Raw genomic sequence first — 24509 nt, 5'->3', positions numbered from 1 at the left:
GCATGACCGACGAGGCGGCTGCGGTCTATGACCTCAAGGGGCTGAAATGCCCGCTCCCTGTCATGCGCACCCGCAAGCGCCTGGCTCGCCTGCCCGCCGGCGCCCGCCTGAGCATCCTCACCACCGACCCGCTGGCCACCCTCGACATCCCGCATTTCTGCCGGCAGGAGGGCCACAAGCTGGAAAGCCAGACCACCCTTCCCGACGGGCACCGCTTTGTGATCTGCAAGGGGCGTCGTGGCGGCGAACAGCAAAACCCATGACGTCTGGCGACAGCGGACGGCAATGAGAAGCCGTACTGATACGGTGCAGCCTTCTAAGCTTAATGGTGGAAAAGATTAATCGTGCAGTGAGATGCAGCGGGCCGCAGGAACGAAGATGAGCGCCCTGCGGTTTGTGAATGTCAGGCGGCCTTTGGACCTTGCATCGGAATGTCGATCTTCAGGGGAACGCCGAGAGCCTTGAACGCATCCTGCAGCGAGTCCAGCCGCGTCTGATGGTCCAAGCGGAAGAGGCGATCGATCTGCTCGCGATGGGGCCAGCCCAGCGCACGTTGAAGATCAGCCCGCGTCCAGCCTCTGCTTCTCATATTCATGTAAATGGCAGCCTTGAGGTGGACCATCATCGGAAGCTCGATCAGGTGGCTGCCGCCTTCCTCATCGTTGAGAGGACGCGGAACGTCTTCCCCATCGGCCATTCTCGCCGCGATCGCCTCCTCTATGGCATCTCGGCCATTCAGGCATGCCTCTTCCTGCGTCTGCCCGAAACTCGTCAGCTCCGGAAAATCGTTGGATGTCACCAGCCAGAGATCGCCGTCTTGCTCTAGAGCCAGTCTGTACCAAGCCATAGGGATCGCCCTCTCACTTGAGGCCCAGATCCTTTTTGATCTTTGCGACCAGCTTTGGACCCAGTTCCTTGGACGCGCCGTGCATCGGCAGCTGCGATTTCTTCTCGCCAAGATAGACGGTCAGGTGACCACTGCCGCCTCGATGCGTCTCGAAACGACAGCCCTGTTTCGCCAGCCACCTCTTGAGCTCGTTCGCGTTCATGACTGTAGCGCACTCAACACTTCTGTTGAAGTCAACACAAGTGTTGACTCAAGTCAAAGCGTTTTCCTTCAAGGGCACGCTTAGATCCTCAATCCCGGCACTGCGAGCGGGTTATCTTCCAGCGCCGTGCGGTCGGGACGGTCGATCGAGGGGGTGCCGGTGAAGGCGTCGAAGAGGTCGCGCACGAAGCTCTCCTCCAGCCCCTCGGTGATCAGCACCATGCGGGTGCGGCGGTCTGCCGGGTCCGGCCAGGCAGCGAGGCGCTGGGGCGGGTGGAAGATCTGTTGAACGCCGTGCAGGACCAAGGGTCGCTCCGGCCGTTCGGCGGTGCAGACGATCGCCTTCATGCGCAGAAGCTTTTCGCCATGGGCCGAGCGCAAGAGATCGACGAACATGTCGAGCGCCATGGCCGAGATCGGCCGGTCGTGGACGATGCTGAAGGAGCGGATATCGGCGCCATGGCGATTGACGTCATGGTGGTGATGATGGTCGCCGGCATGGTGATCATGGCCACAATGTTCGTCGTGGACATGATGATGATCATGATCGTGGTGGCCGTGTGCCTGCGCCGCCTCGTCCTGCAGCCAACGGCCGACATCGGCGATCTTGGTCGAGGCATCATAGAGGCCGCATTCGAACAGGGCGGGCCCGCTCGCCTCGTCCAGGTCGCCATCGATCTGTGGGGCCCGGGGGTTGAGCGCCGTGAGCTGTGCGCGGAGCGAAGCAAGCGCCTGAGGATCAGCGAGGGTCGCCTTGCTGACGACCAGCCGGTCGGCCACCGCCACCTGCTTGACCGCTTCTTCGTGATGATCGAGCGTCGACAGACCATTGACCGCATCGACCACCGTCACCACGCCATCCAGCCGGTAGCTCTGGGCGATGATCGGATTGCCCATGACCGACTGCATGACCGGCGCCGGATCGGCAAGGCCGGTGGTTTCGATCACCACCCGCTTCAAGGGGCGGATGCGCCCGGTCTGCATGCGGTCCATCAGATCGGCCAGCGTATCCACCAGTTCCCCGCGCACCGTGCAGCACAGGCAGCCATCGGAGAGCTCGATCACCCCATCGCCGGAGGCTTCGACCAGCAGGTGATCGAGCGAGACATCGCCGAACTCGTTGATGATGACAGCCGTATCGGAGAGCGAAGGATCCTTCAGCAGCCGGTTGAGCAGCGTCGTCTTGCCGGCGCCGAGAAAGCCGGTGAGGATGGAGACCGGAACGGGATCGAAAGCGACGAGCGGCATGGGTCAGTAGGCGGGCTTGGGCTGCGGGATCGGCACATTGGCAAGGTCGCCTTGCCCATCCGACGCCGCGCCGCTTTCGACGGCAGCCGGCACCGAGCCCGGGATCAGCCCGGCCTGGACGAGCTGCAGCGGGCGGTTGATCTCATGGATGAACGGCGAGAGCAGCTTTTGACGACCCGCCTCGTCGCGGCCCTCGCTGCGCACCTTGGCTGCCGAGGCCGAGCAGATTTGCTTGGAGATATCGGCGGTGACATCGCGGGTGTCGCCATAGGGCGCGATCTGCCCGAGGCTGGGCTTGCCGGCACCGTTGTCGGTCAACGCCATCTGCATCAGCCGGGCGGATTCATCGGCACGCGCGCCCAGACTGTCGGCGCCGAGAACGACGGAGACGACGCTGCGGCCATTGCGGGTGGCGGACGAGACCTGATTGAAGCCGGAGGCGCAGATGAAGCCGGTCTTCATGCCATCGGCGCCGTCGAAGCGGCCGATCAGCATATTGTAGTTCGGATAGCTCTTCTTGCCGGTGGTGAAACCTTCATAGGCAAAATAGGGCGCATATTGCGGGAATTCGCGCTTGATGGTGATGGCGAGCACGGCGAGATCGCGTGCCGTCGTATATTGCCCCGGCGCGGGCAGGCCGTTCGGATTGACGAAATGCGAATTCGCCATGCCGATCCGGGCGGCCTCGGCATTCATCTGCGCGACGAAGGCGGGCTCGGAGCCGGCGACCGCCTCGCCAATCGCAACCGCGATGTCGTTGGCCGACTTGATCAGCATCATCTTCAAGGCGCTGTCGAGCGTCATCTGCGAGCCGGGCTTGAAGAACATCTTGCTCGGCGGCTCGGCGGCCGCATTCTTCGTCATCACGACAGGCGACTCGAGTGTCAGCCGCCCTTGCTTGATGGCGCGGAAGGTGGTGTAGGCCGTCATCAGCTTGGTGAGGGAGGCCGGATACCAGCGCTGGAAGATGTCCTGCTGCTCATAGACCTTCAGCGAGGAGACATCCACCACGAGGCGCGGATTGGCGCCGGCGGGCGAGACGGCGGAGGCGGCTGACAAGGCGGTCAGCAGCGCCAAGAGAACGCCCCGACCACCGGTCTTCATTCCAAATAGATGCACGATCAGTCCTCAGATTTCAGCAGCTTCGACGCAGGGCGGCGATCGCCATCGCGGGCGGCCCGCCCTCCGCCGAAGCGTCAGCCCCGGCCACGGTGCCGGCGGCGATGCGCGAACCATTTCTGGCATTGCCTCGCAGGATGCCGGTATTTAACCTATATGGCGCAGTGAAGGCAAAGCCATTTGCGCGTCTTCCGCCGCGCGCCCACCGACAGGACGATCGCCCCATGCCCATCTTGAACCGAGCCGCCGAACTTCAGGACGAGGTGACCGAATGGCGTCGGCATATCCATGCACGCCCTGGCCTGCTCTATGCCGTCGAGGAAACGGCGGGTTTCGTGGCCGAGAAGCTGACGACCTTCGGCGTCGATGAGGTGGTGACCGGGATCGGCCGCACCGGCGTGGTCGGCGTGATCCGTGGACGGCTCGGCGACGGACCGGCGATCGGCCTGCGCGCCGATATGGATGCCCTGCCGATGACCGAGACGACCGGCAAGCCCTGGGCCTCGACCATCCCCGGCAAGATGCATGCCTGCGGCCATGACGGCCACACCGCCATGCTGCTCGGCGCCGCGAAATACCTTGCCGAGACCCGCAACTTCAAGGGCTCGGTCGCCGTGATCTTCCAGCCGGCCGAAGAAGGCGGTGCTGGCGGGGATGCCATGGTGAAGGATGGGATGATGGAGCGCTTCGGCATCGCGGAGGTCTACGGCATGCACAATATGCCTGGGATGCCGCTCGGCCATTTCGGCACGCGCCCGGGCCCGGTCATGGCCTCGACCGATGAGTTCGCCATCACCATCGACGGCCGCGGCGGCCACGCCGCCCAGCCGCATCGCACGGTCGATCCGATCGTGCTCGGCGCGCAGCTCGTCACCGCGCTTCAGACAATCGCCTCCCGCTCGGTCGACCCGCTCGCCTCGGTCGTCGTTTCCGTCACCAAGTTCAATGCCGGCTTTGCCCACAACATCATTCCCGAACAGGCAAAGCTTGCCGGGACGGTGCGCACGCTGATGCCGGAGACCAGGGATCTCGCCGAGCGCCGGATCCGGGAGATCTGCGCGGGCCTGGCAAGCGCCTTCGGCGCGACGATCGACGTGCGCTACAGCCGCAACTATCCGGTGACCGTCAATCATCCGCGCGAGACGGACCACGCGGTCGAGGCGGCGGCGGCCGTTGCCGGTCCGGCGCAGGTGTCCAGCACTCTCGACCCGATGATGGGCGGGGAGGATTTCTCCTACATGCTGCTCGCCCGCCCCGGCGCTTTCGTCTTCATCGGCAATGGCGAGACGGCGGGCCTTCACAATCCCGGCTACGACTTCAACGACGAGGCGATCCCGCACGGCATCTCTTATTGGGTGAAGCTCGCCGAAACGCGTCTGGCCGCCTGAGAGACAGATGAGCGGCATCGACAAGATCGACCGGAAGATCCTCTCGATCCTCCAGGGCGACGGGCGCATCACCAATCTCGAGCTCTCCGAGCGCGTGGGCCTCTCGCCCACCGCCACCAGCGAGCGGATGCGCCGCCTGCTGAAGGATGGCTATGTCTCGGGCTTCGGCGCGCGGCTCGACCCCCAGCGCCTGGGCTTCGGCCTGCTGGTGTTCATCGAGGTCATGCTCGACAAGACGACGCCGGAGGTTTTCGACACGTTTGCGGAAGCGATTCGTAAGGCGCCGTCGGTGATCGAGTGCCACATGGTAGCCGGCGGGTTCGACTATCTCGTCAAGACCCGCTTCGAGGACATGAGCGCCTATCGCAATTTTCTCGGCCAGTTCCTGTGGACGCTGCAGGGCGTGAAGGAGACACGCACCTATGCGGTGATGGAGGAGATCAAGAACGACGGTCCGCTGCCTCTTCTATGAGCATGATCTTTATTTTTGCGATGCGATAAGCTTTAAGCAAGATTTACTGTTTTAGAGTTTCCTTGACCATATTGGCAGTGAGCTGGCCAAGGAGCTTGATCGTGGCGCAGGAAGCCGAACAGAAACAAAAGTCGGGATCGCAGGATCGACGGGCGACGCCGCGGGCGATGCGCGCACTCACCGAGCGGATCGGCAGCGATCTCGACAAGTTCGGCCGGGAGAACGAGGAGATCGTCCGCCAGATCCGGCTTCTCGGCATCAATGCCAGCATCGAGGCGGCACGCGCGGGCGAGATCGGCCGCGGCTTTGCCGTGGTGGCGCAAGAAGTCCAGCGTCTGGCCGGCGTTTCCGCCAGCGTGGCCGCGACGTTCCAGAAGGACGTGCTGGAGCGCATTCTTCTGGGGCGCGAAATGGCGGAAGAGCTCGTGCTGCAAATGGAAGGCATCCGGCTCGTCGATCTCGCCCAGACGCTCGTCCAGCTCATCGTCCGCAACCTGTTCGAACGCACCGCCGATGTTCGCTGGTGGGCGACCGATACGGCGCTCTGGGAGGCCCTGGAGCAGCCGGAGGCCGGCCGCCGAGCCTTCGCAGCCGAGCGTCTCGGTGTCATCAACCGCTTCTACACCGTCTATCTCGACCTCGTCATGGTCGACGGCTCGGGACGTGCGATCGCTTCCGCCAATCCGCGTTTCCGCAAGGGCATTCTCGGCCGTGACCTGTCGAACGAGCCCTGGGTGACGGCGGCGATGGGCACCAAGTCCGGCGACGACTATATCGTCGATGTCGTCAAGCCGAGCCCGCTGCACGGCAACAGCGACACGCTGGTCTACGCAACCGGCGTGCGGAGCGGCGGTAAGACGAATGGCGACCTGCTGGGAGCGCTCGGCGTCTATTTCGACTGGGCCAACCAGGGACAGTCCATCGTGCGCAAGGAAGCCAATATTCCCGAGGCGGATGAGGAGCGCACGACGGTGCTGCTGCTCGACGGCCAGGGCATGGTGATTGCCGCCTCCCGTCCCAATCTCGTCTACACCCATTTCGCGCTGACGCCGCCGCAGAAGATGGCGCGTGGCAGCTATTATACGAAGGACGGCACCCTCGTCGCCTTCGCGGAAACCCTGGGATACGAGGATTACAGCGGTCTCGGCTGGAGCGGTGTGGTGATCCAGCGGCCGGAGAAAGACGAGGAGATCAAGCGTCGGCTGTCGCTCTGACCTTTCGAAGGCGAGCCGGCGCGGCAGCGAAGCCGCGCCGGCAGGCCGATCAGATCGTCGCCGCGTCGATCACGAAGCGGTAGCGCACATCGCTCTTCAACACGCGTTCATAGGCCTCGTTGACCTGATCGATGCTGATCATCTCGATGTCCGAGACGATGTTGTGCTCACCGCAGAAGTCGAGCATCTCCTGGGTCTCCTTGATCGAGCCGATCATCGAGCCGGCCAGGCTGCGCCGGCCGCCGACGAGACCGAAGGCATGGACGGGGACCGGGTTTTCCGGGATCCCGAGCAGGACCATCGCCCCGTCGACCTTGAGCAGCGACAGATAGGCATTCCAGTCGATTTCGGCGGACACCGTGCAGAGGATCAGGTCGAAGCTGCCGGCCAGCGTCTTGAAGGTCTCGGGGTCCTTGGTCGCATAGTAATGCGTCGCACCGAGCTTCAGGCCATCCTCCTTCTTCGACAAGGACTGGCTGAGCACGGTGATTTCGGCACCGAGTGCTGCACCGAGCTTGACGCCCATATGGCCGAGACCACCCATGCCGACGACGGCCACCTTCTTGCCCGGGCCGGCCTGCCAGTGCTTCAGCGGCGAGTAGAGCGTGATGCCGGCGCAGAGCAGCGGCGCTGTGGCGGCGAAATCGAGATTGTCCGGAATGGAGAGCGCGTAGTCCTCCTTGACGGTAATCGTGTTCGAATAGCCGCCATAGGTCGGTGTCTTGCCGTCGGCCTCATAGCCGTTATAGGTCGGTACCAGACCCGGCATATATTGCTCGCGATCGAGATCGCGGCTGGCGCAGGCGGTGCAAGAATCGACGAAGCAGCCAATGCCGGCCTTGTCGCCCACCTTGAACTTCGTGACGCCGGCGCCGACGGCCGACACGATCCCGACGATCTCATGGCCCGGCACCATGGGGTAGATGGCATTGCCCCATTCATTGCGAACCTGGTGGATGTCGGAGTGGCAGATGCCCGAATATTTGATGTCGATGACGATGTCGTCGTCATTGGGTGCCCGCCGTTCGAAGGTGAAGGGCTGGAGCGGTTTCGACGCGTCGGTGGCAGCATATCCTCGTGCGAGAGCCATGCGGTGCATCCTTTCATAATGGCGGAGTTACGATGGCATCATGCGCGCAAGGCCCCGCCGACGCATCCTCCTTTCCTGCAAACTTCTTGCACAATCCTGCAAAAGGCGAGTACTGTCTCACTGCTCGGCTGCCCTTCCAGAGAGCTCCGGTTGCATTTCAACACCCACAGATTTAGCCGTGATCGAAACCGTTCAACGACAGACCATTATCGATCTCATCGCTCGTCACGCCAGCAGCGATGGTGATCATCCAACCCCTGTTCCCGGCCTGACCTTGCATCGTTATTCCGGCACCGGTGCCCCGGCCTGCGGACAGTTCCGGCCGAGCTTCGCGCTGATCGCCCAAGGCGCCAAGCGGGTCATGCTCGGCGGCGATGCCTATCTTTATGGCGGGCAGGATTATTTGCTTACCTCCTTCGACCTGCCGGTTTCCTCGCAGATCATGACGGCGTCGCCGGACAAGCCCTATCTCGGCCTTGTCTTCGAGATCGACCCGGCGAGGATCCCGAGCGTGCTCCAGCGTCTCGGCGCAGGCGCTGAGCCGCCTGCGGCATCGACGCGCGGCATGAGTGTGGCGCAGCTGACGGAGGAACTGGAAGAGGCAGCGCTGCGCCTGCTGCGCCTGATCGAGCGGCCCGGCGAAATCCCCGTCCTGCTGCCGCTCATCGAACAGGAACTGATTTTTCGTCTTTTGGCCGGACCGCACGCCGCCCGGCTCTGGCAGATGGCGACGGTTGAGAGCCAATCGCATCAGATCAGCCGCGCCTGTGCCTGGCTGAAGGAGCATTATCACCTGCCGCTGCGCATCGAGGACCTGGCCCGGCGGGTGAGCATGAGCGTCTCTTCGCTCCATCATCACTTCAAGGCGATCACCGCCATGAGCCCCATGCAGTATCAGAAGCAGCTGCGCCTGCAGGAGGCGCGTCGGCTGATGGTGGAGCAGATGCTGGATGCCGGCACGGCAGGACGGCAGGTGGGCTATGAAAGCCCGTCGCAATTCTCCCGCGAATATGCCCGCCAGTTCGGCGCACCGCCTGTGCGCGACGTTGGCCGCGTCCGCCGCGCCTTCACGGAGCGGCTGCGCGGCGAGGACGAGCTGTTGAGCGAGAGCTAAGCACGACGTGGCCGCTTGGTGTCGGAGAGTGCGGTCGACCATGACCTGACCGTCAACATCTCGACGGTCACCACATCATTCTCCGCCTGCCACGGCGCGGTGTCGACGTAGGTATGTGGTATCCACCGGTTCATGACAGGTGCCTCGTCCCCTGCCTGGCAATCTACAGCCCTCTCACACAAACATATGGCAAAGCGCTCGCGATCTCTTGACTGTATATTTTATACATTTTATAGGACGAGTGTCGAAGATGATGATGCAAGGAGAGCGCCATGGCGCCGAAGATCAGCTGGTCGGGCGTGTTCCCGGCTGTAACCACCCAGTTCAAGCCGGATCTTTCGCTGGATCTGCCGGCCACGCATAAGGTGATCGACAATCTGGTGCGGGACGGCGTCTCGGGCCTGATCGTCTGCGGCACGGTCGGCGAGAACACCTCGTTGTCGCGCGAGGAGAAGGTGGCGGTCATGGAGGTGGCGAAGGATGCCGCCAAGGGCCGCGTTCCTGTCATCTGCGGCGTTGCCGAATTCACGACCGAACATGCCTCGGCCGTTGCCCGCGATGCGGCGCGGATCGGGCTCGATGGTGTCATGGTCATGCCGGCGCTGGTCTATTCCTCCAAGCCCCATGAGACGGCCGAGCATTTCCGCGGCGTCTCGAAGGCCACCGACCTGCCGGTCATGGTCTACAACAATCCGCCGATCTACAAGAACGACGTGACGCCCTCGATCCTGGGATCGCTTGCCGACTGCGAGACCATCGTCTGCTTCAAGGATTCCTCCGGCGACACCCGGCGCTTCACCGACGTCAAGAACATGGTCGGCGATCGCTTCGTGCTGTTCGCGGGTCTCGACGATGTGGTGGTCGAAAGCGTGATGCTGGGGGCTGCCGGCTGGATCTCCGGCATGTCCAACGCCTTCCCGCAGGAAGGCGAGACGCTGTTCCGCCTCGCCAAGGCCGGGCGCTATGCGGAGGCGATCGCGCTCTACGACTGGTTCATGCCGCTTCTCCATCTCGACGCCCGCCCGGATCTCGTCCAGTGCATCAAACTCTGCGAGGAGATCGTCGGCCGTGGTTCGGCGCTGACGCGCCCGCCGCGTCTGGCGCTCCTGCCGCATGAGCGCAAGGAGGTCGAAGAGATCATGGCGACCGCACTCGCCAACCGGCCGCGCCTGCCGGATGTGGGTCTTGCCAAGGCGGCTTGATCAACAACCCACCCTTGAAGCGCTGCGGCCCGCTTGAGGCTGCGGCGCTCTCGGGCTAGCACAGACCATCGCGTCCTGCCGAAGCGGCCCCGTTCGGGGCCGTTCTCGTTGGATCGCCAGACCGGGCGCCACGCCCATGCCGGAGCAGATCATGACCGAGACCCTTCGCCTTTCCCTTGCCGATGCCAGTGCCCTGGCACTCGACGCCTTCCGCCGCGCCGGCTTGAGCGAGGCGCATGCGCAGGCGCTGACGGAGACGGTGATGGCCGGCCAGCGGGACGAATGCCATTCCCACGGGCTCTACCGCGTGCTCGGCTGCGTCCGCACGGTGAGGGAAGGGAAGGTCGATCCGCAGGCCGTGCCGGAGGTCAAGGACACGGCGCCTTCGATCGTCACCGTCGACGCGCATTATGGCTACTCGCCGCTCGCCTTCCGGCAGGGACTGCCGCTGCTCGTCGAAAAGGCGCGCAGCCAGGGCGTCGCCGCGCTGGCGATCAATCGCTGCTTCCACTTCTCCGCCCTTTGGCCGGAGGTCGAGCTGATCGCGGCTGAGGGTCTGGCCGCGCTGGCCCTGACGCCGAGCCATGCCTGGGTCGCGCCGGCCGGTGGCACCAAGGGCGTGTTCGGCACCAATCCAATCGCCTTTGCCTGGCCGCGACCGGGCCCATTCCCCTTCGTCTTCGACTTTGCGACCAGCGCATCGGCCCGCGGCGAGATCGAACTGCACCGCCGGGCCGGCAAGCCGATTCCCGAAGGCTGGGCGATCGATGCCGAGGGGCAGCCGACGACCGATCCCGCCGCGGCGCTGGCCGGCGCCATGCTGACCTTCGGCGGCCACAAGGGCTCGGCCCTGTCGGCGATGGTCGAGCTCCTGGCGGGACCGCTCATCGGCGACATGACGAGTGCCGAATCCATGGCCTTCGACGCCGGAGTCGGCGCCGCGCCCTGCCATGGCGAACTTTTGATCGCGCTCAACCCCGCCTCTTTCCTCGGGGCGGCAGCGGCCGAGAACATCGACCGAGCGGAAGCCTTGTTTGACGCGATCCTCGGCCAGGGCGCCCGCCTGCCCTCGCAGCGCCGCTACCAGGCGCGGCAGCGGACCGAGGCAAGCGGTGAGATCGAGATTCCGAAGGCGCTCTACGACGACCTGAAGGCGCTCCTCGTTTGAGCGACGTCAGCTCCCGACAAAGTGCGATCAGACAGCCCGGCGCCACTCGCGCCGGCCGATGATGACGGTGGCCGCTGCCAGCATGGCGGCGAGCGAGAACCAGGTGATCGCATAGACCAGATGATTGTTGGGGAAGACGACGCGGGTCAAGCCGCCGATCGGATAGCCGCCAGCATTGGGCGTGGCATCGGCATCGATGAAATAGGGCGCCACATCGCGCAAGCCGCGCGACGCAGCGATGGCCGCGACATCGCGCGAATACCAGCGATCCTCCGCCGGCACATTGCTGCGCAGGAAGCCACCGCCGGGCTCGGTGAGCCTTAGCAGGCCGGTCACCGTTTGGATCCCAGCCCCATTTCCCTCAGTACGGCTCTCGACCGCCCGCCGATCAGGCGGCACGAAGCCGCGATTGACGAGGATCCTGGTGCCGTCCACCTGGATGAGAGGCGTGATGACCCAGAAGCCAGGACCTCGCTCGGTCGAGGCTTGAACCAGAGCTTCCTTCTCGTGCTGAAATATGCCGGAAACGGTGACATGCCGATATTCGTCGGCATCCGCCGTGATAGCGCCCCATCCGTCGCGGTTAGGCGGCGAAACGGGGGCAGCGGCGACACGCGCATCGACCCGAGCGATGAGATCGAGCTTCCAGCCAAGCCGCTGGACCTGCCAGGTACCGAGGCCAAGAAGGACGATCGTCAGGAACAGGGAGACGAAGCCGAGGAGGGCGAGGGAGCGCTTGGAGCGACCTTCCTCGTCCTGCGGCTGGCCGGCAGCCGCAGGCGGCTGCCGATCGGTGTCAGGGGACATTGCGCATCATGTCCGGCGACATGGGCATCATGTTGGTGTTGAGGTGGTGCATGACCCAGAGCGAGCCGGAGAGGGCAATGGCGATGATCACCAGCGTGAAGATCAGCGCCATCATCGTCCAGCCGCCCTCCGACTTGGAGTTCATGTGCAGGAAGTAGACCATGTGCACGACGATCTGGATCACGGCGAGCACCATGACCAGCGCGGCGGTCACCGCCTTGTTCTCGAACACGTCGGCCATGACCAGCCAGAAGGGGATGGCCGTCAGGATGACCGAGAGTACGAAGCCGGTCATGTAGCTCTTGAAGGAGCCATGCCCGGCCTCGTGGCCGTGGCTGTGACCATGATGGGCCTGGTGAGCGTCTTCCGTGGCGGGAGCGTGCGTCGTCATCCGAGGACTCCGTTGAGATAGACGATGGAGAAGACGCCGATCCAGATGACGTCGAGGAAGTGCCAGAACATGGAGAGGCACATCAGGCGACGGCGGTTCTCGACGTTGAGGCCATAGAGCGACACCTGCACCATCAGCGTCACCAGCCAGATCACGCCGAAGGTGACGTGCAGGCCGTGCGTACCGACGAGCGTGAAAAAGGCCGAAAGGAAGGCCGAACGCTGCGGGCCGGCGCCCTCATGGATCAGGTGGATGAATTCGTAGATTTCCAAGCCGAGGAAGGCGAGGCCGAACAGGCCTGTGATCCCCAGCCAGAACAGGGTCTCCGCCTTGGCATTGCGCTCCATCTGCAGCATCGCAAAGCCGTATGTGATCGACGAGAGCAGCAGCATGGAGGTGTTGAGCGCCACCAGCGGCAGATCGAAGAGATCGGCCGGCGATGGGCCGGCCGCATAGTTGCGGCCGAGCACGGCATAGGTGGCGAAGAGCACGGCGAAGATCAGGCAGTCGCTCATTAGATACAGCCAGAAGCCGAGGCCCGTGCTGTTTTCCGGATGGTGGTCTTCCGAGAGATAGAAGACCGGCTTGTCTGTCGCGGTGCCCTGCGTGGCAGTGTGGGTCGGTGCGCTCATGGGTCAGCCCTGCCTTGCGAGCTGGCTGGTCCGCTCGCCTTCGGTCGCGACCACTTCCTCTGCAGGAATGTAATAGTCGCGCTTGTAGTTGAAGGTATGCCCGATCGACACCGCGATCATGGCGACGAAGGAGACCGCGGCGAGCCACCAGATGTACCAGATGATCGCGAAGGCGAGCGCCACGCTGATGCCGGCGAGGATGATGCCGGTGCCGGTGTTCTTCGGCATGTGAATCGGACGGAAGCCATCGACCGGACGCGAATAGCCGCGGCCCTTCATGTCGTACCAGCTGTCATGGTCGTAGATCACCGGCGTGAAGGCGAAGTTGTAATCCGGCGGCGGCGAGGCGGTCGACCATTCGAGCGTCCGGCCGTTCCAGGGATCGCCCGTCACATCCCGCAGCTCTTCCCGCTTCAGGAAGGAGACGACGAGCTGGATGATGAAGGAGGCGATGCCGAGGGCGATCAGGACGGCGCCGAAGGCCGCGATGATGAACCAGATCTGCAGCGAAGGATCTTCGAACTGGCTGAGGCGGCGCGTGACGCCCATCAGGCCGAGCACATAGAGCGGCATGAAGGCGAAGTAGAAGCCGGTCAGCCAGAACCAGAAGCTCATCTTGCCCCAGAAGGGATCGAGCTTGTAGCCGAAGGCCTTTGGATACCAGTAGTTGACGCCGGCCAGCAGCCCGAACACCACACCGCCGATGATGACATTGTGGAAGTGGGCGATGAGGAACAGCGAGTTGTGCAGCACGAAGTCTGCCGGCGGCACGGCAAGCAGCACGCCGGTCATGCCGCCGATGACGAAGGTGACCATGAAACCGATGGTCCAGAGCATCGGAACTTCGAAGCGGATGCGGCCCCGATACATCGTAAACAGCCAGTTGAAGATCTTCGCGCCCGTCGGGATCGAGATGATCATCGTCGTGATGCCGAAGAAGGCGTTGACGCTGGCGCCCGAGCCCATGGTGAAGAAGTGGTGCAGCCAGACGATATAGGAGAGGATGGTGATGACCACGGTCGCATAGACCATCGAGGCATAGCCGAAGAGGCGCTTGCCGCAGAAGGTCGCCACGATCTCCGAGAAGATGCCGAAGGCCGGCAGGATGAGGATGTAGACCTCCGGATGGCCCCAGATCCAGATGAGGTTCACATACATCATCGGATTGCCACCAAGGTCATTGGTGAAGAAGTGCGTGCCGACATACCGGTCGAGCGAGAGCAGTGCCAGCGTTGCGGTGAGGATCGGGAAGGAGGCGACGATCAGGATGTTGGTGCAGAGCGACGTCCAGGTGAAGATCGGCATCTTCATCATGGTCATGCCCGGCGCGCGCATCTTGATGATGGTCGCGATCAGGTTGATGCCCGACAAGGTCGTGCCGACACCCGCCACCTGCAGGCCCCAGATATAATAGTCGACACCAACGCCGGGACTGTAATCCGCGCCCGAAAGCGGCGGATAGGCGAGCCAGCCTGTGCGGGCGAATTCGCCGACGAAGAGCGAGATCATGATGATCGCCGCGCCGGCCGCCGTCATCCAGAAGGAGAAATTGTTCAGGAACGGGAACGACACGTCGCGGGCGCCGATCTGCAGCGGCACGACGAAGTTCATGAGACCCGTCACAAAGGGCATGGCCATGAAGAAGATCATGATCACGCCATGGGCGGTGAAGACCTGGTCGTAATGGTGCGGTGGCAGGAAGCCCTCGCTGCCATTGAAGGCGATGGCCTGCTGCGTGCGCATCATCAGCGCGTCGGCAAAGCCGCGCAGCAACATGATCAGCGCCAGGATCACATACATGATGCCGATTTTCTTGTGATCGACGCTCGTCAGCCAGTCCCGCCACAGCAGTCCCCAGAGGCGGAAATAGGTGAGAGCGCCGACGACGACGATCCCGCCGAGAGCCACGGCGGCAAAGGTCGCAACGAGAATGGGCTCGTGAAGCGGAAAGGCATCGAGCGTCAGCCGCCCGAAGATCAGTGCCGATATGTCCTGGTTGGAAAACATGGTGAACCCTGTTCCTTCAGTTCCGCGACGCCGTCATCAGGCGCCTGGCGGCTTAGTTCTGGCTGTTGTTGAGCTGGTCGGGCGCAACGCTGTTGTTGTCGCCGTCCGGCTGCTGCTGCTGTTCGCCCTGCGGTGCCTGCGGCTCGGTCGAAGGCATGCTGTGTCCTTCATGACCGCCCGTCGCGCCGCCGGGCATGGAATTCATGTCATGCTGCATCGGCTGGCCGCCTTCGGCCGGGGCCGGCTGCGCGCCGTTCTCGCCGGCGCTGTCATTGTTGCCCGTGCCTTCCGGCTTGCTTTCGCTACGGGCCGGATTCTCGCTGGCCGGGAAGGTCGCAGCGTTGGTGCCGTCGCCGGTGTCGGCATGGCGGTTGTCATATTCGAGCTTGGCACGGTTGGCCGCGCTCTCCTCGCCACCGCCGCCCATCATGTCGACATGCATCATATCCTTCATGCACATCTTACCATCGATCACGCATAGATTGACGATACGATCGAAGAGGTCGTTCTGGATCGAGGCATAATAGCGCACCGGCTCGCGCTCGCTTGGCTTTTCAAGCTTCAGATAGGCATCGCGGTTGAGCGCTGTGCCCTGCTGCTTGACCCGGGCCACCCAGGCATCGAAGCCGCCGCGATCCAGCCCGTGGAACTTGAAGCGCATATGCGAGAAGCCGTCGCCGCTGTAGTTGGCCGAGAAGCCGTCAAACTCGCCGGGGGCATTGATGACGGCATGCAGCCGCGTCTGCATGCCGGGCATGGCGTAGATCTGGCCGGCGAGCGCCGGGATGTAGAAGGAGTTCATGACCGAGGAGGCCGTGATCTTGAAATTGATCGGCGTATCCACCGGAGCGGCGAGCTCATTGACAGTGGCGATGCCAAGGTCCGGATAGAAGAACAGCCATTTCCAGTCGAGCGCCACGACTTCCACCGTCAGCGGCTGCACATCGGCCGGAACCGGCCGCTCGGCATCGATCCGGTCGAGCGGGCGATAGGGGTCGAGCTTGTGGGTCGAGATCCAGGTGACGGCGCCGAGCGCGATGATGATGGCGAGCGGTGCGGACCAGATGACGACTTCAAGCCGGGTCGAATGATGCCATTCGGGATCATAGACGGCCGCCGTGTTGGAGCGGCGATAGTGGAAGGCGAAATAGAGGGTGAGCGCGATCACCGGAATGATGATCAGCAGCATCAAAAAGGTCGAGACGAGGATCAGATCCCGCTGCTGGGTCGCGATATCGCCGGAGGGGGACATAACGACCATGTTGCAGCCCGACAGAAGCCCGAGGAGCGGCAAGGCCAGCAACCGACATGCATGTTTGAAGGAGATCGCCATGGTCCGGTGTCTTTCGTTTTCGTTCTTCCTGCAGCTAGTCCTGCCCGTCGCGAAGCTAAATGAGGTGTTTGGTCGCACCGCAGCAAACCGCCTTCGGCCGGGGAAGTTGCCGTTCGGTGCATATCGGTGGCGTACAAGGAAAACAACGCCGTCCGGTCTCACGAGCTATGCGCTGTACGAAGGCTAGGTATGCGCGGATGAGTGAAAGTCGAGTCCGTCTTACAGAGATCGTGCACAAATCCCTTGGCCCGCGCATCGCCGGTCACTTCCGCACCAAACCGCAGCCCCGACCGAGAAAATACCAGAGTTGGGACTTGATAAGCCCGACGCTTTGATCAACATCGTTCAGGAGGAATTGAAGGCGCGCCTCATGAACCGGGCTGCGCCTGGGCGGGAAGGGAGACGATCTGATGAGCAGTGCAAACATGGCGGTCAACAGCCCATCCTCTACATCCATGGAGCAGGATGCGCGGCAAATCCATGGCGACGCGCCGGTTTCGCCGGGCAGCATCGCAATCGGCGTCGTCATCGGGCGCATGTCGGAATTCTTCGACTTCTTCGTCTATGGCCTCGCCTCGGTGCTGGTCTTCCCGCAGCTCTTCTTCCCCTTCGCGCCCGATCCGTTGACGGGTACGCTCTATTCCTTCGCCGTCTTCTCGCTCGCCTTCATTGCCCGGCCGATCGGCTCGCTCGTCTTCATGGCGATCGACCGCAAGCATGGCCGCGGCACCAAGCTCACCATCGCGCTGTTCCTGCTCGGCGGCTCCACCGCCTCGATCAGCTTCCTGCCCGGCTATAACCAGATCGGCGTCTGGTCGATCTATCTCCTGGCGCTGTTCCGGCTCGGCCAGGGCTTTGCGCTGGGCGGCGCTTGGGACGGTCTGGCTTCGCTCCTCGCGCTGAACGCCCCTGCCCGCCACCGCGGGTGGTACGCGATGATCCCGCAGCTCGGCGCGCCGATCGGCTTCGCGCTCGCCAGCGCCCTGTTCGGCTTCTTCGTCGCCAATCTTTCCAGCGCGGATTTCCTGAGCTGGGGCTGGCGCTATCCCTTCTTCGTTGCCTTCGCCATCAACGTCGTGGCGCTGTTTGCCCGCCTGCGCCTGGTGATGACCTCGGAATTCGGCACGCTGCTCGAGCAGCATGAGCTCGAAGCCATCCCGGTGTCCAAGCTCGTCCAGGTCCATGGGCGCGACATCGTCATCGGTGCCTTTGCGCCGCTGGCGAGCTTCGCCATGTTCCATGTCGTGACGATCTTCCCGCTCAGCTGGACCAAGCTGTTCGGGGACCAGTCGATCGGCAGCTTCATGCTGGTCCAGATCGTCGGCGCCATCGTCGGCATCCTGTCGATCATCGCCTCGGGCCTGCTCGCCGATCGCATCGGCCGGCGCAGCCAGCTCGGCGTCGCCGCCGTCATCATCGCCATCTTCAGCTTCATCGGGCCGATCCTGATGGGGTCCGGCCAGGCCGGCATCGATGCCTTCGTCATCATCGGCTTCGGCATACTGGGCCTGTCCTTCGGCCAGGCAGCCGGCTCCGTCTCTTCACGCTTCGGCCTCGGCTATCGCTATTCGGGCGCAGCGCTGACCTCGGACCTTGCCTGGTTCATCGGCGCCGGTTTTGCGCCGCTTGTGGCGCTCGGACTCTCCAGCGCCTATGGCCTGCCCTTCATGGGCTACTACCTGCTCTCCGGCGCGATCTGCACGATTGCGGCGCTGACGCTGAACAAGCATCTGCTCGGCCGCGAATAGTCCCCGCCGACTCCGCAGCCCGACCAAACTGAGCCGCCGGCGCCGCCCCGCACCGGCGGCTTTTTCATGCGGCACTGTCCGGTCACGATGAGATGATCGATGGAAAGCAGACGACGGTGCGACGCGACGGAACCATGGAGGCAATCGCTCGTTCTTGCGGAAAATGACGCTCTCGTACCGAGGACGTCACCCCTTAGAGGACACCGACCATGACCAGAACACTCCGCTTCGCCGCGCTCTATGGCGCTGCCCTTGCCCTCTTCATCGGCGCCGCCGTCGTCACAGTGCCGAAGGGCGATCCGGTCGTCATGAGCTCCGTCACGCTCGAAAAGACGAACCGCGCCGGCATTGGCTCTCCGGAAAGCTTCCAGAGCGATCGCTTCGCCGGTTGAGGTCGGATGGCGGTCATAAGTGGTTTTGCTAAAGTGCCTCTGACAGGCGCTGTTCCGGACTCGTCGATCCGGCGTCCGGAGGTCGAATGACCGAGTTTTGCTATGCCGACCGCGAGATCGAGACACGCGCAGGATCGACCAGCACCATTCTGCACTTCCGCGACCCCGACGGAACTGAGGTCCTGCTGGCTCTGGATGGCGAGGTTGATCAGGACTTCGCCCAGCGATGCCGCATCTTCTACCAGCCAGCCTCACCACCTGCTCTCGAGCGTCTTACAGACGAGCATTATGACGTAATCGATGGGGGTAACCAGTTTTCTGACGCCCCTCCGAAGAACCGTTATCCATCGAAGACGATATCGCTCAGCGATCCTGCGATGATTGCCGAGCTGCTGGACACAGAACTCCGCAGCCTTGCCCTCAACGCGTAAAGGATCGGTCGTCGCCTGGAATGAGCGAAGAGGATCCCGTCAGATGACCGCGGTGATCAGGAAGTAGATCCCACACCACATCAGGATAGAGACCGCAAAACAAGCGACCAGGGCGACAAGTCGCAGGCTCGGGCCGCCCTCCCTGGTCTCCGCTTGCTGTTTCGACAGGCGAAGACCGGTCAGATGTGTCAGAAGATTGCGCTTCGACGATAAACCGTGCATCCCGCAGCTCCTTCCCGCTTGCTGCCCTGCTCGGAGCCAACTCGCGAATAGGTTGATTGTTTCACAGTCGACCGGACCGCGCAAGCCGAAGTCATAATCTGTTCATAACTTAGCCGTGAGACTGCCTCGACTTTGTAAATTTTGCTTAACATATCGGCAATCACTGCGGCATTTTGGCACGGATTGCTGGGGAACTGTCCCAATACACGCGTCAACGAAAAAACCCGGCGTTTCCGCCGGGTCTGTTTTCTGCAACTAAAAGCTGAGAATCAAGCGTCTTCGACGACGCGAAGCGACTTCGCACGATCGAGCGCCGCTTTCTGGACTGCATCCTGGACCTTCTCGAAAGCGCGCACCTCGATCTGGCGAACGCGCTCGCGGCTGATCTCGAACTCCGAGGACAGTTCCTCGAGCGTGATCGGGTCCTCGCGCAGGCGCCGGGCTTCGAAGATCCGCCGTTCGCGGTCGTTCAGGACGCCCATCGCAGACGAAAGCAGGCCACGACGATTTTCCAGTTCGTCCTGCTCGATCAGAATATCTTCCTGACTCTCGTGATCATCGACCAGCCAATCCTGCCACTGACCGGACTCGCCTTCGCTCGCCTTGATCGGCGCGTTCAGCGAGGCATCGCCCGAGAGGCGCTGGTTCATCGAGATGACCTCCTCCTCCGAGACGTTCAGCGTCGTAGCGATCTGCTTGACCTGGTCGGGCTTGAGGTCGCCGTCGTCCAGCGCCTGGATCTTGCCCTTCAGCCGGCGCAGGTTGAAGAACAGCCGCTTCTGGTTGGCGGTCGTCCCCATTTTCACCAGCGACCAGGAGCGCAGGATATATTCCTGGATCGAGGCCTTGATCCACCACATGGCATAGGTCGCCAGACGGAAGCCGCGCTCGGGGTCAAATTTCTTCACCGCCTGCATCAGGCCGACATTGCCTTCGGAGACGACTTCCCCGATCGGCAGGCCGTAGCCGCGATAGCCCATCGCGATCTTCGCCACGAGGCGCAGATGGCTGGTCACGAGCTCGTGGGCGGCCTTGCGGTCGTCATGTTCCTGATAGCGCTTGGCGAGCATGTATTCCTGCTGCGGCTCAAGCATGGGGAATTTCCGGATCTCGTCGAGATACCGGTTGAGGCCGCCTTCGCCGGCGGCCAGGATCGGAAGATTGTTACGGGCCATGTCGCACCCCTTTCGCATTCCGGCCCCACGCAGCGGGCCGGCCTCGTGGGTCCCTTAGGAACCCCACCGAGTGTAGAGATAAGAATGACGAAAGCATGATTCAAGACGCCGGCCACCGGTCAAGGCGGGCCGGAGCGACAGGCGCTGGCTGCAATGTTTCGCCTTACATCGTGCCCGATTTCGAAAGATCAAGGGGCACGGGCGTGGCTCGGCTGCCTTTCACGGCCGCCGAGCCGCCGCGAGATTAGTGGATCGACGACCGGTCGCCTTCTTCCTCGGAGGCGAAGGCATCTGCGCCCTTGGCGCTCAGGCGCACCCGGTTGTCGTCGATGCTTTCGACGAGGTCGAGGGCGATGAAGTGATGGTGGTCCTGGTGCCCGGCCGGGTTCTCGCGCTTGGTCAGCTTGATCCGGTCGCCTTCGACGCGGTCAACGGTCCCGACATGGATTCCGTCGGCGCTGATGACTTCAGCATGTTCGCGAATCTGGCTTGCATCGATCATGGGACTGCTCCTTCTGATGTCCTGATTGCCCTTCAACGCCGAGGCCGGCAAAAAGATGCATACCCTCTGACGCTCAAGGGCGATCCGATCAGGCCTGGAGCGCGGCGGCGAGGTCCTGCATGTCCTCCGGTAGATCGGAGGTAAACCGCATTGTCTCCCCGGTCGAGGGATGCTCGAAGGCGAGCATGAAGGCATGCAGCGCCTGGCGCGGGAAACGATCGACCACCGCCTTGGCGGCTTCGGGCAGAAGATTCGACTTGGTGCGGAACGCGGCACCGTAATCGGCGTCGCCGATCAGCGGATGTCCGATATGCGCCATATGGACCCGGATCTGGTGAGTGCGTCCGGTTTCCAGGCGGCACTCGACCATGGCGGCGAGCGCGGTTGCGTCCGGCTTTTCATGATAGCGCGCCACGACCTCGTAATGGGTGATCGCTTCGCGCGCATCCTCGGCATCCTCGCGCTTGACGGCACGGCGGGTGCGGTCGGCGGCCCGGCCGAGCGGCGCGTCGATCGTACCTTTCAGCCCGCGCGGCCGACCCCAGACGATCGCGGCATAGGCCCGCTCCAGCGGGCCGGTGCGGCCGTGATCGGCGAACTGATCGGAAAGATGTCGGTGAGCCTGGTCGTTCTTGGCCACGACCATGACCCCGCTCGTATCCTTGTCGAGCCGATGGACGATGCCCGGTCGCCGCACCCCGCCAATGCCAGACAGGCTGCTGCCGCAATGATGGATAAGGGCGTTGACCAACGTACCGGTCCAATTTCCGGCACCGGGATGCACGACGATGCCCGGCGGCTTGACGAGTACGATAACGTCGTTGTCCTCATAGAGCACATCGAGCGGGATGTCCTCACCCTTGGGCTCCGGGTCTTCCGGCTCGGGCAGGCCGATGACGATGCGATCGCCCGGCTGGACCTTCCGCTTCGGCTCCGTCACCACGCCGTCATTGACGGCGACTTCGCCGCCCTCGATCAGAGCCTTGATGCGGCTGCGCGAAAAGGCGCCGGCGAGGGCTTCGGCCAGATAGGCATCCAGCCGCCCCGCGGCATCAGGCCCGGCCTTCAGCTCTTTCCTATCGGCCACGGCTTGTTTAAAGGGGTCGCTCATCGCTTGATCCATAGGCAAAGGCTGGACATGTCACTTCCCGAACCAGACGAACAGGACGAAAAGCCGCTCGATCCGGTGATGGAATCCGTGCGGCGCAAGATGATCCGCCTGCAACTGGTCTCCGCCGGGGTGATGGTGGTCATGCTTATGGCCGTGCTCGGCGCGATTGTCTACAAGGTCACCCGGCCCGATCCAAAGGCCGCCGCAGCGCAGCAGGGGGCAAGCGCCCTGCCGGTGCCGGCCGATGCGCCGCTGACTGCCGCGATCGACCTGCCGGAGGGCTTCACCGTCTCCTCCACGTCGCTCTCGGGTGGGCAGGTTCTGTTCTTCGGCACGCTGCCGGGCGGTTCTCGCAAGGCCTTCGTCTTCGATATCGCCGCTGGCCGAATCGTCGCCGACATCGCGGTCGACTGAGCCCACCATGCCCCCTGAGCGCCCCGCGCCGATCCGGATCGCTGATGCCGAGGATCCTCGCATCGCTGGTTTCGTCTCGATCCGCGAGCGCGATCTCGTCGGTCGTGAAGGGCTTTTCATTGCCGAGGGCACGGTGGTCCTGCGGATGCTGGCCGCAGCCGATCGCAGCGGCCGTTTCGAGGCTCTCTCGCTGCTGATCCTGGAGAATAGGCTTGCCGGACTGGCGGATGATCTTATGGGCTTTCCGTCGCATGTCCCGGTCTATGTCGCCGAGAAATCGGTCTTCAACGCGATCGCCGGCTTCGACATGCATCGCGGCGTCATGGCGCTCGGCCGCCGTGTGCCACCGCCCTCTCTCGGCGACCTTCTCGCCCGCCTGCCAGACCAGGCGCTGGTGCTCGCGGCCTCCGGCCTCTCCAATCACGACAATGTCGGCGCGATCTTCCGCAATGCGGCCGCCTTCGGCGTCGATGCCGTGCTGCTCGACGAGACCTGTTGCGACCCGCTCTACCGCAAGGCGCTGCGCGTCTCGGTCGGCGCCGTTCTCTCGGTGCCCTATGCACGCGGCGGATCGGCCGATGCGATGATTTCGGATCTCGATGCGGCGGGTTTTGCGCTTTGGGGGCTTTCGCCGCGCGGCGAGACGGATCTCGACGCTCTTCCGCCGGCGCCGCGCACGGCGCTTCTCGTGGGTGCAGAGGGGGACGGTCTTCCGCCCTCGATTCTTGCCCGCATCCGCACCGCGCGGATCAGGCAGAAGCCCGGGCTCGACAGCCTGAACGTCGCCACCGCCACCGGCATCGCCCTCTACCGCGCCGCGACTCTCAACGCTCGGATCTGATCGAGGCGGAATCTTGCCTCATGAGGCCATGAGGCCTTTCAAGCGCGCTCCTCGGCAGCAGCGATCAGCGCCCGGCTGCGGGCAGCAAGCGTCGGCAGTTGATCCGGACGTTCGCCATCAAGCCGGTCGAGCAATTCGGGGATCGGAGAGGAATTGCCCTCGCGCAACGCCGTCAGAGCCGTCATCCCGGCGCCGATCTCGGCCAGTTCCAGTCGCAGCGCATCGTCCTCCTCCGGACCCGCTGCCATCAGCCGCTCGACGAAGCGGGCTGCCCGGTCGCGCAATCCCTCCTCTGAGAGGACAGGCGCTTCCGGCGTGTCCTCGACCACGATGAAGGGCTCGATGGTGCCGAAGGCAGCGAGCGGATCGGCGGTGCCATCGACCGGCGGCGGCGTCAGGCTCGCCCCCTGCGGCAGTTCGACCACGCGATCGTCCGGCAGCGACGGCACGGAATCGCCGGTCGCGGCCTCAACCGGTAAAGGCGGCGCGGGGGACATGGCGGGCTCGGACAGCGGCATCTGCGAGGTGGCAGGCGCCCTATCCGGCGGCGGCGCGCGTTCCGGCACGGTGATCCCGGCCTCGCGCAACAGGCGCGTCATGTCGCGCAGTTCCGATGCAGTCTCGCGGGCGCGGCCCAGGAGCCGCTCGATTTCGGCGCCGCGACGCTCGATCAAGGCATCCTTGTCGGCCAGAGCGGCGCTGATGCGGCCGATCTGCGTGTCAAGAAGGGCATTGCGCGCCTCGAGCTCGCTGAGCTTCAGTTCGGCCGCGGCAGCGCGGGCGCTGTCCTGGCGAGCATCCTCGCGCAGCGAGCGGCGCTCTTCCTTGAGACGCAGCACCTGATCGCGCAGCACATCGAGATCGGTATCCCGCTGCAGGGTCTCGGCCCGCAGGCCCGCAAGCTCCGCGGAGACGGCATCGATCTCGGCCGAGAGGAGCCCGGCCTGCTCGGACTTGGCGGCGTAGTCTTCCTCGACCTTCGACAGCGCAGCCTTCAGCCGTTCGACATGCTGATCCCGCTCGCGGATCGTGCCGCGCAGCGTCACCGCATCCTGGTCCAGCGCCTCGATATGGGCTTTCAGCGCCTTATTCTCGCGATCGAGCGTCCGGGAGGCCTGGACCGCCTCTTCCCGCGCCAGCATGATGGCGGTGGTGCGGCTGCGTTCGCGGTTGAGAGCCTGGGCGATCTTGGCATTTTCTGCTGCGTAGACTGCCCGCGCCGCATCCTTCTGGGCGCGGACCTCCTGCGGGGAGAGCGGCATGGTGGCCTTCAGCCGATCCTCGGCAAAGCGCACGATGCGCCGCTGCACGATCGGCGCCAGCAGCATGCCAAGGAGGACAGCCGCCAGAAAGCCGAGGGCGAAGAGCAGAGCATATTCGATCACGCGAAATTCACTTCAACCCGGCAGCGGGCCACGAGGAACAGAGGGCCGCATTATT

At 63.7% G+C, this 24509-nt stretch carries 26 protein-coding genes; 13 read left to right on the top strand and 13 right to left on the bottom strand.

Annotation, left to right across the window (positions count from 1 at the left end; translation table 11 throughout):
• The first annotated feature begins 2 nt into the window (after positions 1 to 2).
• Together ACLE20_RS08415 and ACLE20_RS08410 are read left to right on the top strand one after the other, a co-directional pair.
• Positions 3 to 263, top strand: coding sequence for a sulfurtransferase TusA family protein (locus ACLE20_RS08415; protein WP_410939811.1), 261 nt, complete (start codon positions 3 to 5; stop codon positions 261 to 263).
• 137 nt (positions 264 to 400) lie between these two features.
• A complete protein-coding gene (locus tag ACLE20_RS08410; protein WP_410939810.1) occupies positions 401 to 826 on the top strand; it encodes a hypothetical protein in 426 nt (141 codons plus the stop codon).
• 34 nt (positions 827 to 860) lie between these two features.
• On the opposite strand, the gene ACLE20_RS08405 is transcribed toward ACLE20_RS08410, so the two are convergent.
• From ACLE20_RS08405 to ACLE20_RS08395, 3 genes are all read right to left on the bottom strand, one after another.
• Entirely contained in the window at positions 861 to 1049 is a 189-nt protein-coding gene (locus ACLE20_RS08405; RefSeq protein WP_410939809.1) for a type II toxin-antitoxin system HicA family toxin, read from the bottom strand.
• 80 nt (positions 1050 to 1129) lie between these two features.
• Positions 1130 to 2296, bottom strand: coding sequence for a CobW family GTP-binding protein (locus tag ACLE20_RS08400; protein ID WP_410939808.1), 1167 nt, complete (start codon positions 2294 to 2296; stop codon positions 1130 to 1132).
• 3 nt (positions 2297 to 2299) lie between these two features.
• The gene (locus tag ACLE20_RS08395; protein WP_410939905.1) at positions 2300 to 3400 is read right to left on the bottom strand and encodes a D-alanyl-D-alanine carboxypeptidase family protein; all 1101 of its coding nucleotides are present in this window, start codon (positions 3398 to 3400) and stop codon (positions 2300 to 2302) included.
• Between the two features lie 239 nt (positions 3401 to 3639).
• Between ACLE20_RS08395 and ACLE20_RS08390 the strand changes: the two genes are divergently transcribed.
• The 3 genes from ACLE20_RS08390 (at position 3640) to ACLE20_RS08380 (ending at position 6489) form a co-directional block, all read left to right on the top strand.
• Positions 3640 to 4803 (top strand): M20 aminoacylase family protein, encoded by a 1164-nt coding sequence (locus tag ACLE20_RS08390; RefSeq protein WP_410939807.1) that lies wholly within the window; start codon positions 3640 to 3642, stop codon positions 4801 to 4803.
• 7 nt (positions 4804 to 4810) lie between these two features.
• Positions 4811 to 5275, top strand: a complete 465-nt coding sequence (locus ACLE20_RS08385) for an Lrp/AsnC ligand binding domain-containing protein (RefSeq protein ID WP_410939806.1) — start codon at positions 4811 to 4813, stop codon at positions 5273 to 5275.
• A gap of 101 nt (positions 5276 to 5376) precedes the next feature.
• Positions 5377 to 6489, top strand: coding sequence for a methyl-accepting chemotaxis protein (locus ACLE20_RS08380; protein WP_410939805.1), 1113 nt, complete (start codon positions 5377 to 5379; stop codon positions 6487 to 6489).
• Between the two features lie 49 nt (positions 6490 to 6538).
• Here the strand turns inward: ACLE20_RS08380 and ACLE20_RS08375 are convergent, their stop codons facing one another.
• Positions 6539 to 7579, bottom strand: coding sequence for an NAD(P)-dependent alcohol dehydrogenase (locus ACLE20_RS08375; RefSeq protein ID WP_410939804.1), 1041 nt, complete (start codon positions 7577 to 7579; stop codon positions 6539 to 6541).
• 178 nt (positions 7580 to 7757) lie between these two features.
• Here ACLE20_RS08375 and ACLE20_RS08370 point away from each other — a divergent pair, with 178 nt between their 5' ends.
• The 3 genes from ACLE20_RS08370 (at position 7758) to ACLE20_RS08360 (ending at position 11063) form a co-directional block, all read left to right on the top strand.
• Complete coding sequence (locus ACLE20_RS08370; protein WP_410939803.1) at positions 7758 to 8693, top strand: AraC family transcriptional regulator N-terminal domain-containing protein; 936 nt, start codon at positions 7758 to 7760, stop codon at positions 8691 to 8693.
• A gap of 272 nt (positions 8694 to 8965) precedes the next feature.
• Positions 8966 to 9895: a dihydrodipicolinate synthase family protein gene (locus ACLE20_RS08365; protein WP_410939802.1), complete on the top strand. Its 930-nt coding sequence runs from the start codon at positions 8966 to 8968 to the stop codon at positions 9893 to 9895.
• Between the two features lie 151 nt (positions 9896 to 10046).
• Positions 10047 to 11063 (top strand): Ldh family oxidoreductase, encoded by a 1017-nt coding sequence (locus tag ACLE20_RS08360; protein ID WP_410939801.1) that lies wholly within the window; start codon positions 10047 to 10049, stop codon positions 11061 to 11063.
• A gap of 27 nt (positions 11064 to 11090) precedes the next feature.
• On the opposite strand, the gene ACLE20_RS08355 is transcribed toward ACLE20_RS08360, so the two are convergent.
• The 5 genes from ACLE20_RS08355 to cyoA are packed head-to-tail and all read right to left on the bottom strand — an operon-like array spanning position 11091 to position 16233.
• Positions 11091 to 11870: an SURF1 family protein gene (locus ACLE20_RS08355; RefSeq protein WP_410939800.1), complete on the bottom strand. Its 780-nt coding sequence runs from the start codon at positions 11868 to 11870 to the stop codon at positions 11091 to 11093.
• Positions 11860 to 12261 (bottom strand): cytochrome o ubiquinol oxidase subunit IV, encoded by a 402-nt coding sequence (gene cyoD / locus ACLE20_RS08350; RefSeq protein ID WP_410939799.1) that lies wholly within the window; start codon positions 12259 to 12261, stop codon positions 11860 to 11862. Before cyoD ends, ACLE20_RS08355 begins: the two co-directional genes overlap by 11 nt.
• Entirely contained in the window at positions 12258 to 12893 is a 636-nt protein-coding gene (gene cyoC / locus ACLE20_RS08345; RefSeq protein ID WP_410939798.1) for a cytochrome o ubiquinol oxidase subunit III, read from the bottom strand. Before cyoC ends, cyoD begins: the two co-directional genes overlap by 4 nt.
• Before the next feature lie 3 nt (positions 12894 to 12896).
• Entirely contained in the window at positions 12897 to 14900 is a 2004-nt protein-coding gene (cyoB, locus tag ACLE20_RS08340) for a cytochrome o ubiquinol oxidase subunit I (protein WP_410939797.1), read from the bottom strand.
• A 52-nt stretch (positions 14901 to 14952) separates the two neighbouring features.
• Positions 14953 to 16233, bottom strand: a complete 1281-nt coding sequence (cyoA, locus tag ACLE20_RS08335; protein WP_410939796.1) for a ubiquinol oxidase subunit II — start codon at positions 16231 to 16233, stop codon at positions 14953 to 14955.
• Positions 16234 to 16643: 410 nt separating this feature from the next.
• Here cyoA and ACLE20_RS08330 point away from each other — a divergent pair, with 410 nt between their 5' ends.
• The 3 genes from ACLE20_RS08330 to ACLE20_RS08320 all read left to right on the top strand — a co-directional run bounded on the left by ACLE20_RS08330 (position 16644) and on the right by ACLE20_RS08320 (position 18804).
• On the top strand, positions 16644 to 17981 hold the full coding sequence (locus tag ACLE20_RS08330; protein WP_410939795.1) for an MFS transporter: 1338 nt from the start codon (positions 16644 to 16646) through the stop codon (positions 17979 to 17981).
• Positions 17982 to 18190: 209 nt separating this feature from the next.
• On the top strand, positions 18191 to 18373 hold the full coding sequence (locus ACLE20_RS08325) for a hypothetical protein (protein WP_410939794.1): 183 nt from the start codon (positions 18191 to 18193) through the stop codon (positions 18371 to 18373).
• Between the two features lie 86 nt (positions 18374 to 18459).
• Positions 18460 to 18804, top strand: a complete 345-nt coding sequence (locus ACLE20_RS08320) for a hypothetical protein (protein ID WP_410939793.1) — start codon at positions 18460 to 18462, stop codon at positions 18802 to 18804.
• Between the two features lie 491 nt (positions 18805 to 19295).
• Here the strand turns inward: ACLE20_RS08320 and rpoH are convergent, their stop codons facing one another.
• From rpoH to ACLE20_RS08305, 3 genes are all read right to left on the bottom strand, one after another.
• On the bottom strand, positions 19296 to 20201 hold the full coding sequence (rpoH, locus tag ACLE20_RS08315) for an RNA polymerase sigma factor RpoH (protein WP_410939792.1): 906 nt from the start codon (positions 20199 to 20201) through the stop codon (positions 19296 to 19298).
• Between the two features lie 244 nt (positions 20202 to 20445).
• Positions 20446 to 20703: a DUF2171 domain-containing protein gene (locus ACLE20_RS08310; protein WP_410939791.1), complete on the bottom strand. Its 258-nt coding sequence runs from the start codon at positions 20701 to 20703 to the stop codon at positions 20446 to 20448.
• Positions 20704 to 20791: 88 nt separating this feature from the next.
• Positions 20792 to 21814, bottom strand: coding sequence for an RluA family pseudouridine synthase (locus ACLE20_RS08305; protein WP_410939790.1), 1023 nt, complete (start codon positions 21812 to 21814; stop codon positions 20792 to 20794).
• Positions 21815 to 21841: 27 nt separating this feature from the next.
• On the opposite strand from ACLE20_RS08305, the gene ACLE20_RS08300 reads away from it, so the two are divergent.
• Together ACLE20_RS08300 and ACLE20_RS08295 are read left to right on the top strand one after the other, a co-directional pair.
• On the top strand, positions 21842 to 22228 hold the full coding sequence (locus ACLE20_RS08300) for a hypothetical protein (RefSeq protein ID WP_410939789.1): 387 nt from the start codon (positions 21842 to 21844) through the stop codon (positions 22226 to 22228).
• Positions 22229 to 22235: 7 nt separating this feature from the next.
• Positions 22236 to 23069, top strand: coding sequence for a TrmH family RNA methyltransferase (locus ACLE20_RS08295; RefSeq protein ID WP_410939788.1), 834 nt, complete (start codon positions 22236 to 22238; stop codon positions 23067 to 23069).
• A gap of 38 nt (positions 23070 to 23107) precedes the next feature.
• On the opposite strand, the gene ACLE20_RS08290 is transcribed toward ACLE20_RS08295, so the two are convergent.
• Positions 23108 to 24454, bottom strand: a complete 1347-nt coding sequence (locus ACLE20_RS08290; RefSeq protein WP_410939787.1) for a hypothetical protein — start codon at positions 24452 to 24454, stop codon at positions 23108 to 23110.
• Positions 24455 to 24509 lie beyond the last annotated feature (55 nt).

The organism is Rhizobium sp. YIM 134829, assembly GCF_046546455.1.
The sequence above is the reverse complement of the archived record's forward strand: the minus strand, read 5'-3'. Positions and strand labels throughout refer to the sequence as shown.

Coding starts and splice junctions, on each gene's coding strand:
- ACLE20_RS08295 (WP_410939788.1), top strand. CDS start 22,236: ATGCCCCCTGAGCGCCCCGCGCCGATCCGGATCGCTGATGCCGAGGAT.
- ACLE20_RS08305 (WP_410939790.1), bottom strand. CDS start 21,814: ATGAGCGACCCCTTTAAACAAGCCGTGGCCGATAGGAAAGAGCTGAAG.
- ACLE20_RS08300 (WP_410939789.1), top strand. CDS start 21,842: ATGTCACTTCCCGAACCAGACGAACAGGACGAAAAGCCGCTCGATCCG.
- ACLE20_RS08395 (WP_410939905.1), bottom strand. CDS start 3,400: ATGAAGACCGGTGGTCGGGGCGTTCTCTTGGCGCTGCTGACCGCCTTG.
- cyoC (WP_410939798.1), bottom strand. CDS start 12,893: ATGAGCGCACCGACCCACACTGCCACGCAGGGCACCGCGACAGACAAG.
- ACLE20_RS08390 (WP_410939807.1), top strand. CDS start 3,640: ATGCCCATCTTGAACCGAGCCGCCGAACTTCAGGACGAGGTGACCGAA.
- ACLE20_RS08405 (WP_410939809.1), bottom strand. CDS start 1,049: ATGAACGCGAACGAGCTCAAGAGGTGGCTGGCGAAACAGGGCTGTCGT.
- ACLE20_RS08330 (WP_410939795.1), top strand. CDS start 16,644: ATGAGCAGTGCAAACATGGCGGTCAACAGCCCATCCTCTACATCCATG.
- rpoH (WP_410939792.1), bottom strand. CDS start 20,201: ATGGCCCGTAACAATCTTCCGATCCTGGCCGCCGGCGAAGGCGGCCTC.
- ACLE20_RS08325 (WP_410939794.1), top strand. CDS start 18,191: ATGACCAGAACACTCCGCTTCGCCGCGCTCTATGGCGCTGCCCTTGCC.
- ACLE20_RS08360 (WP_410939801.1), top strand. CDS start 10,047: ATGACCGAGACCCTTCGCCTTTCCCTTGCCGATGCCAGTGCCCTGGCA.
- cyoB (WP_410939797.1), bottom strand. CDS start 14,900: ATGTTTTCCAACCAGGACATATCGGCACTGATCTTCGGGCGGCTGACG.
- ACLE20_RS08400 (WP_410939808.1), bottom strand. CDS start 2,296: ATGCCGCTCGTCGCTTTCGATCCCGTTCCGGTCTCCATCCTCACCGGC.
- ACLE20_RS08415 (WP_410939811.1), top strand. CDS start 3: ATGACCGACGAGGCGGCTGCGGTCTATGACCTCAAGGGGCTGAAATGC.
- ACLE20_RS08410 (WP_410939810.1), top strand. CDS start 401: ATGTCAGGCGGCCTTTGGACCTTGCATCGGAATGTCGATCTTCAGGGG.
- ACLE20_RS08310 (WP_410939791.1), bottom strand. CDS start 20,703: ATGATCGATGCAAGCCAGATTCGCGAACATGCTGAAGTCATCAGCGCC.
- ACLE20_RS08385 (WP_410939806.1), top strand. CDS start 4,811: ATGAGCGGCATCGACAAGATCGACCGGAAGATCCTCTCGATCCTCCAG.
- ACLE20_RS08355 (WP_410939800.1), bottom strand. CDS start 11,870: ATGTCCCCTGACACCGATCGGCAGCCGCCTGCGGCTGCCGGCCAGCCG.
- ACLE20_RS08365 (WP_410939802.1), top strand. CDS start 8,966: ATGGCGCCGAAGATCAGCTGGTCGGGCGTGTTCCCGGCTGTAACCACC.
- cyoA (WP_410939796.1), bottom strand. CDS start 16,233: ATGGCGATCTCCTTCAAACATGCATGTCGGTTGCTGGCCTTGCCGCTC.
- cyoD (WP_410939799.1), bottom strand. CDS start 12,261: ATGACGACGCACGCTCCCGCCACGGAAGACGCTCACCAGGCCCATCAT.
- ACLE20_RS08375 (WP_410939804.1), bottom strand. CDS start 7,579: ATGGCTCTCGCACGAGGATATGCTGCCACCGACGCGTCGAAACCGCTC.
- ACLE20_RS08320 (WP_410939793.1), top strand. CDS start 18,460: ATGACCGAGTTTTGCTATGCCGACCGCGAGATCGAGACACGCGCAGGA.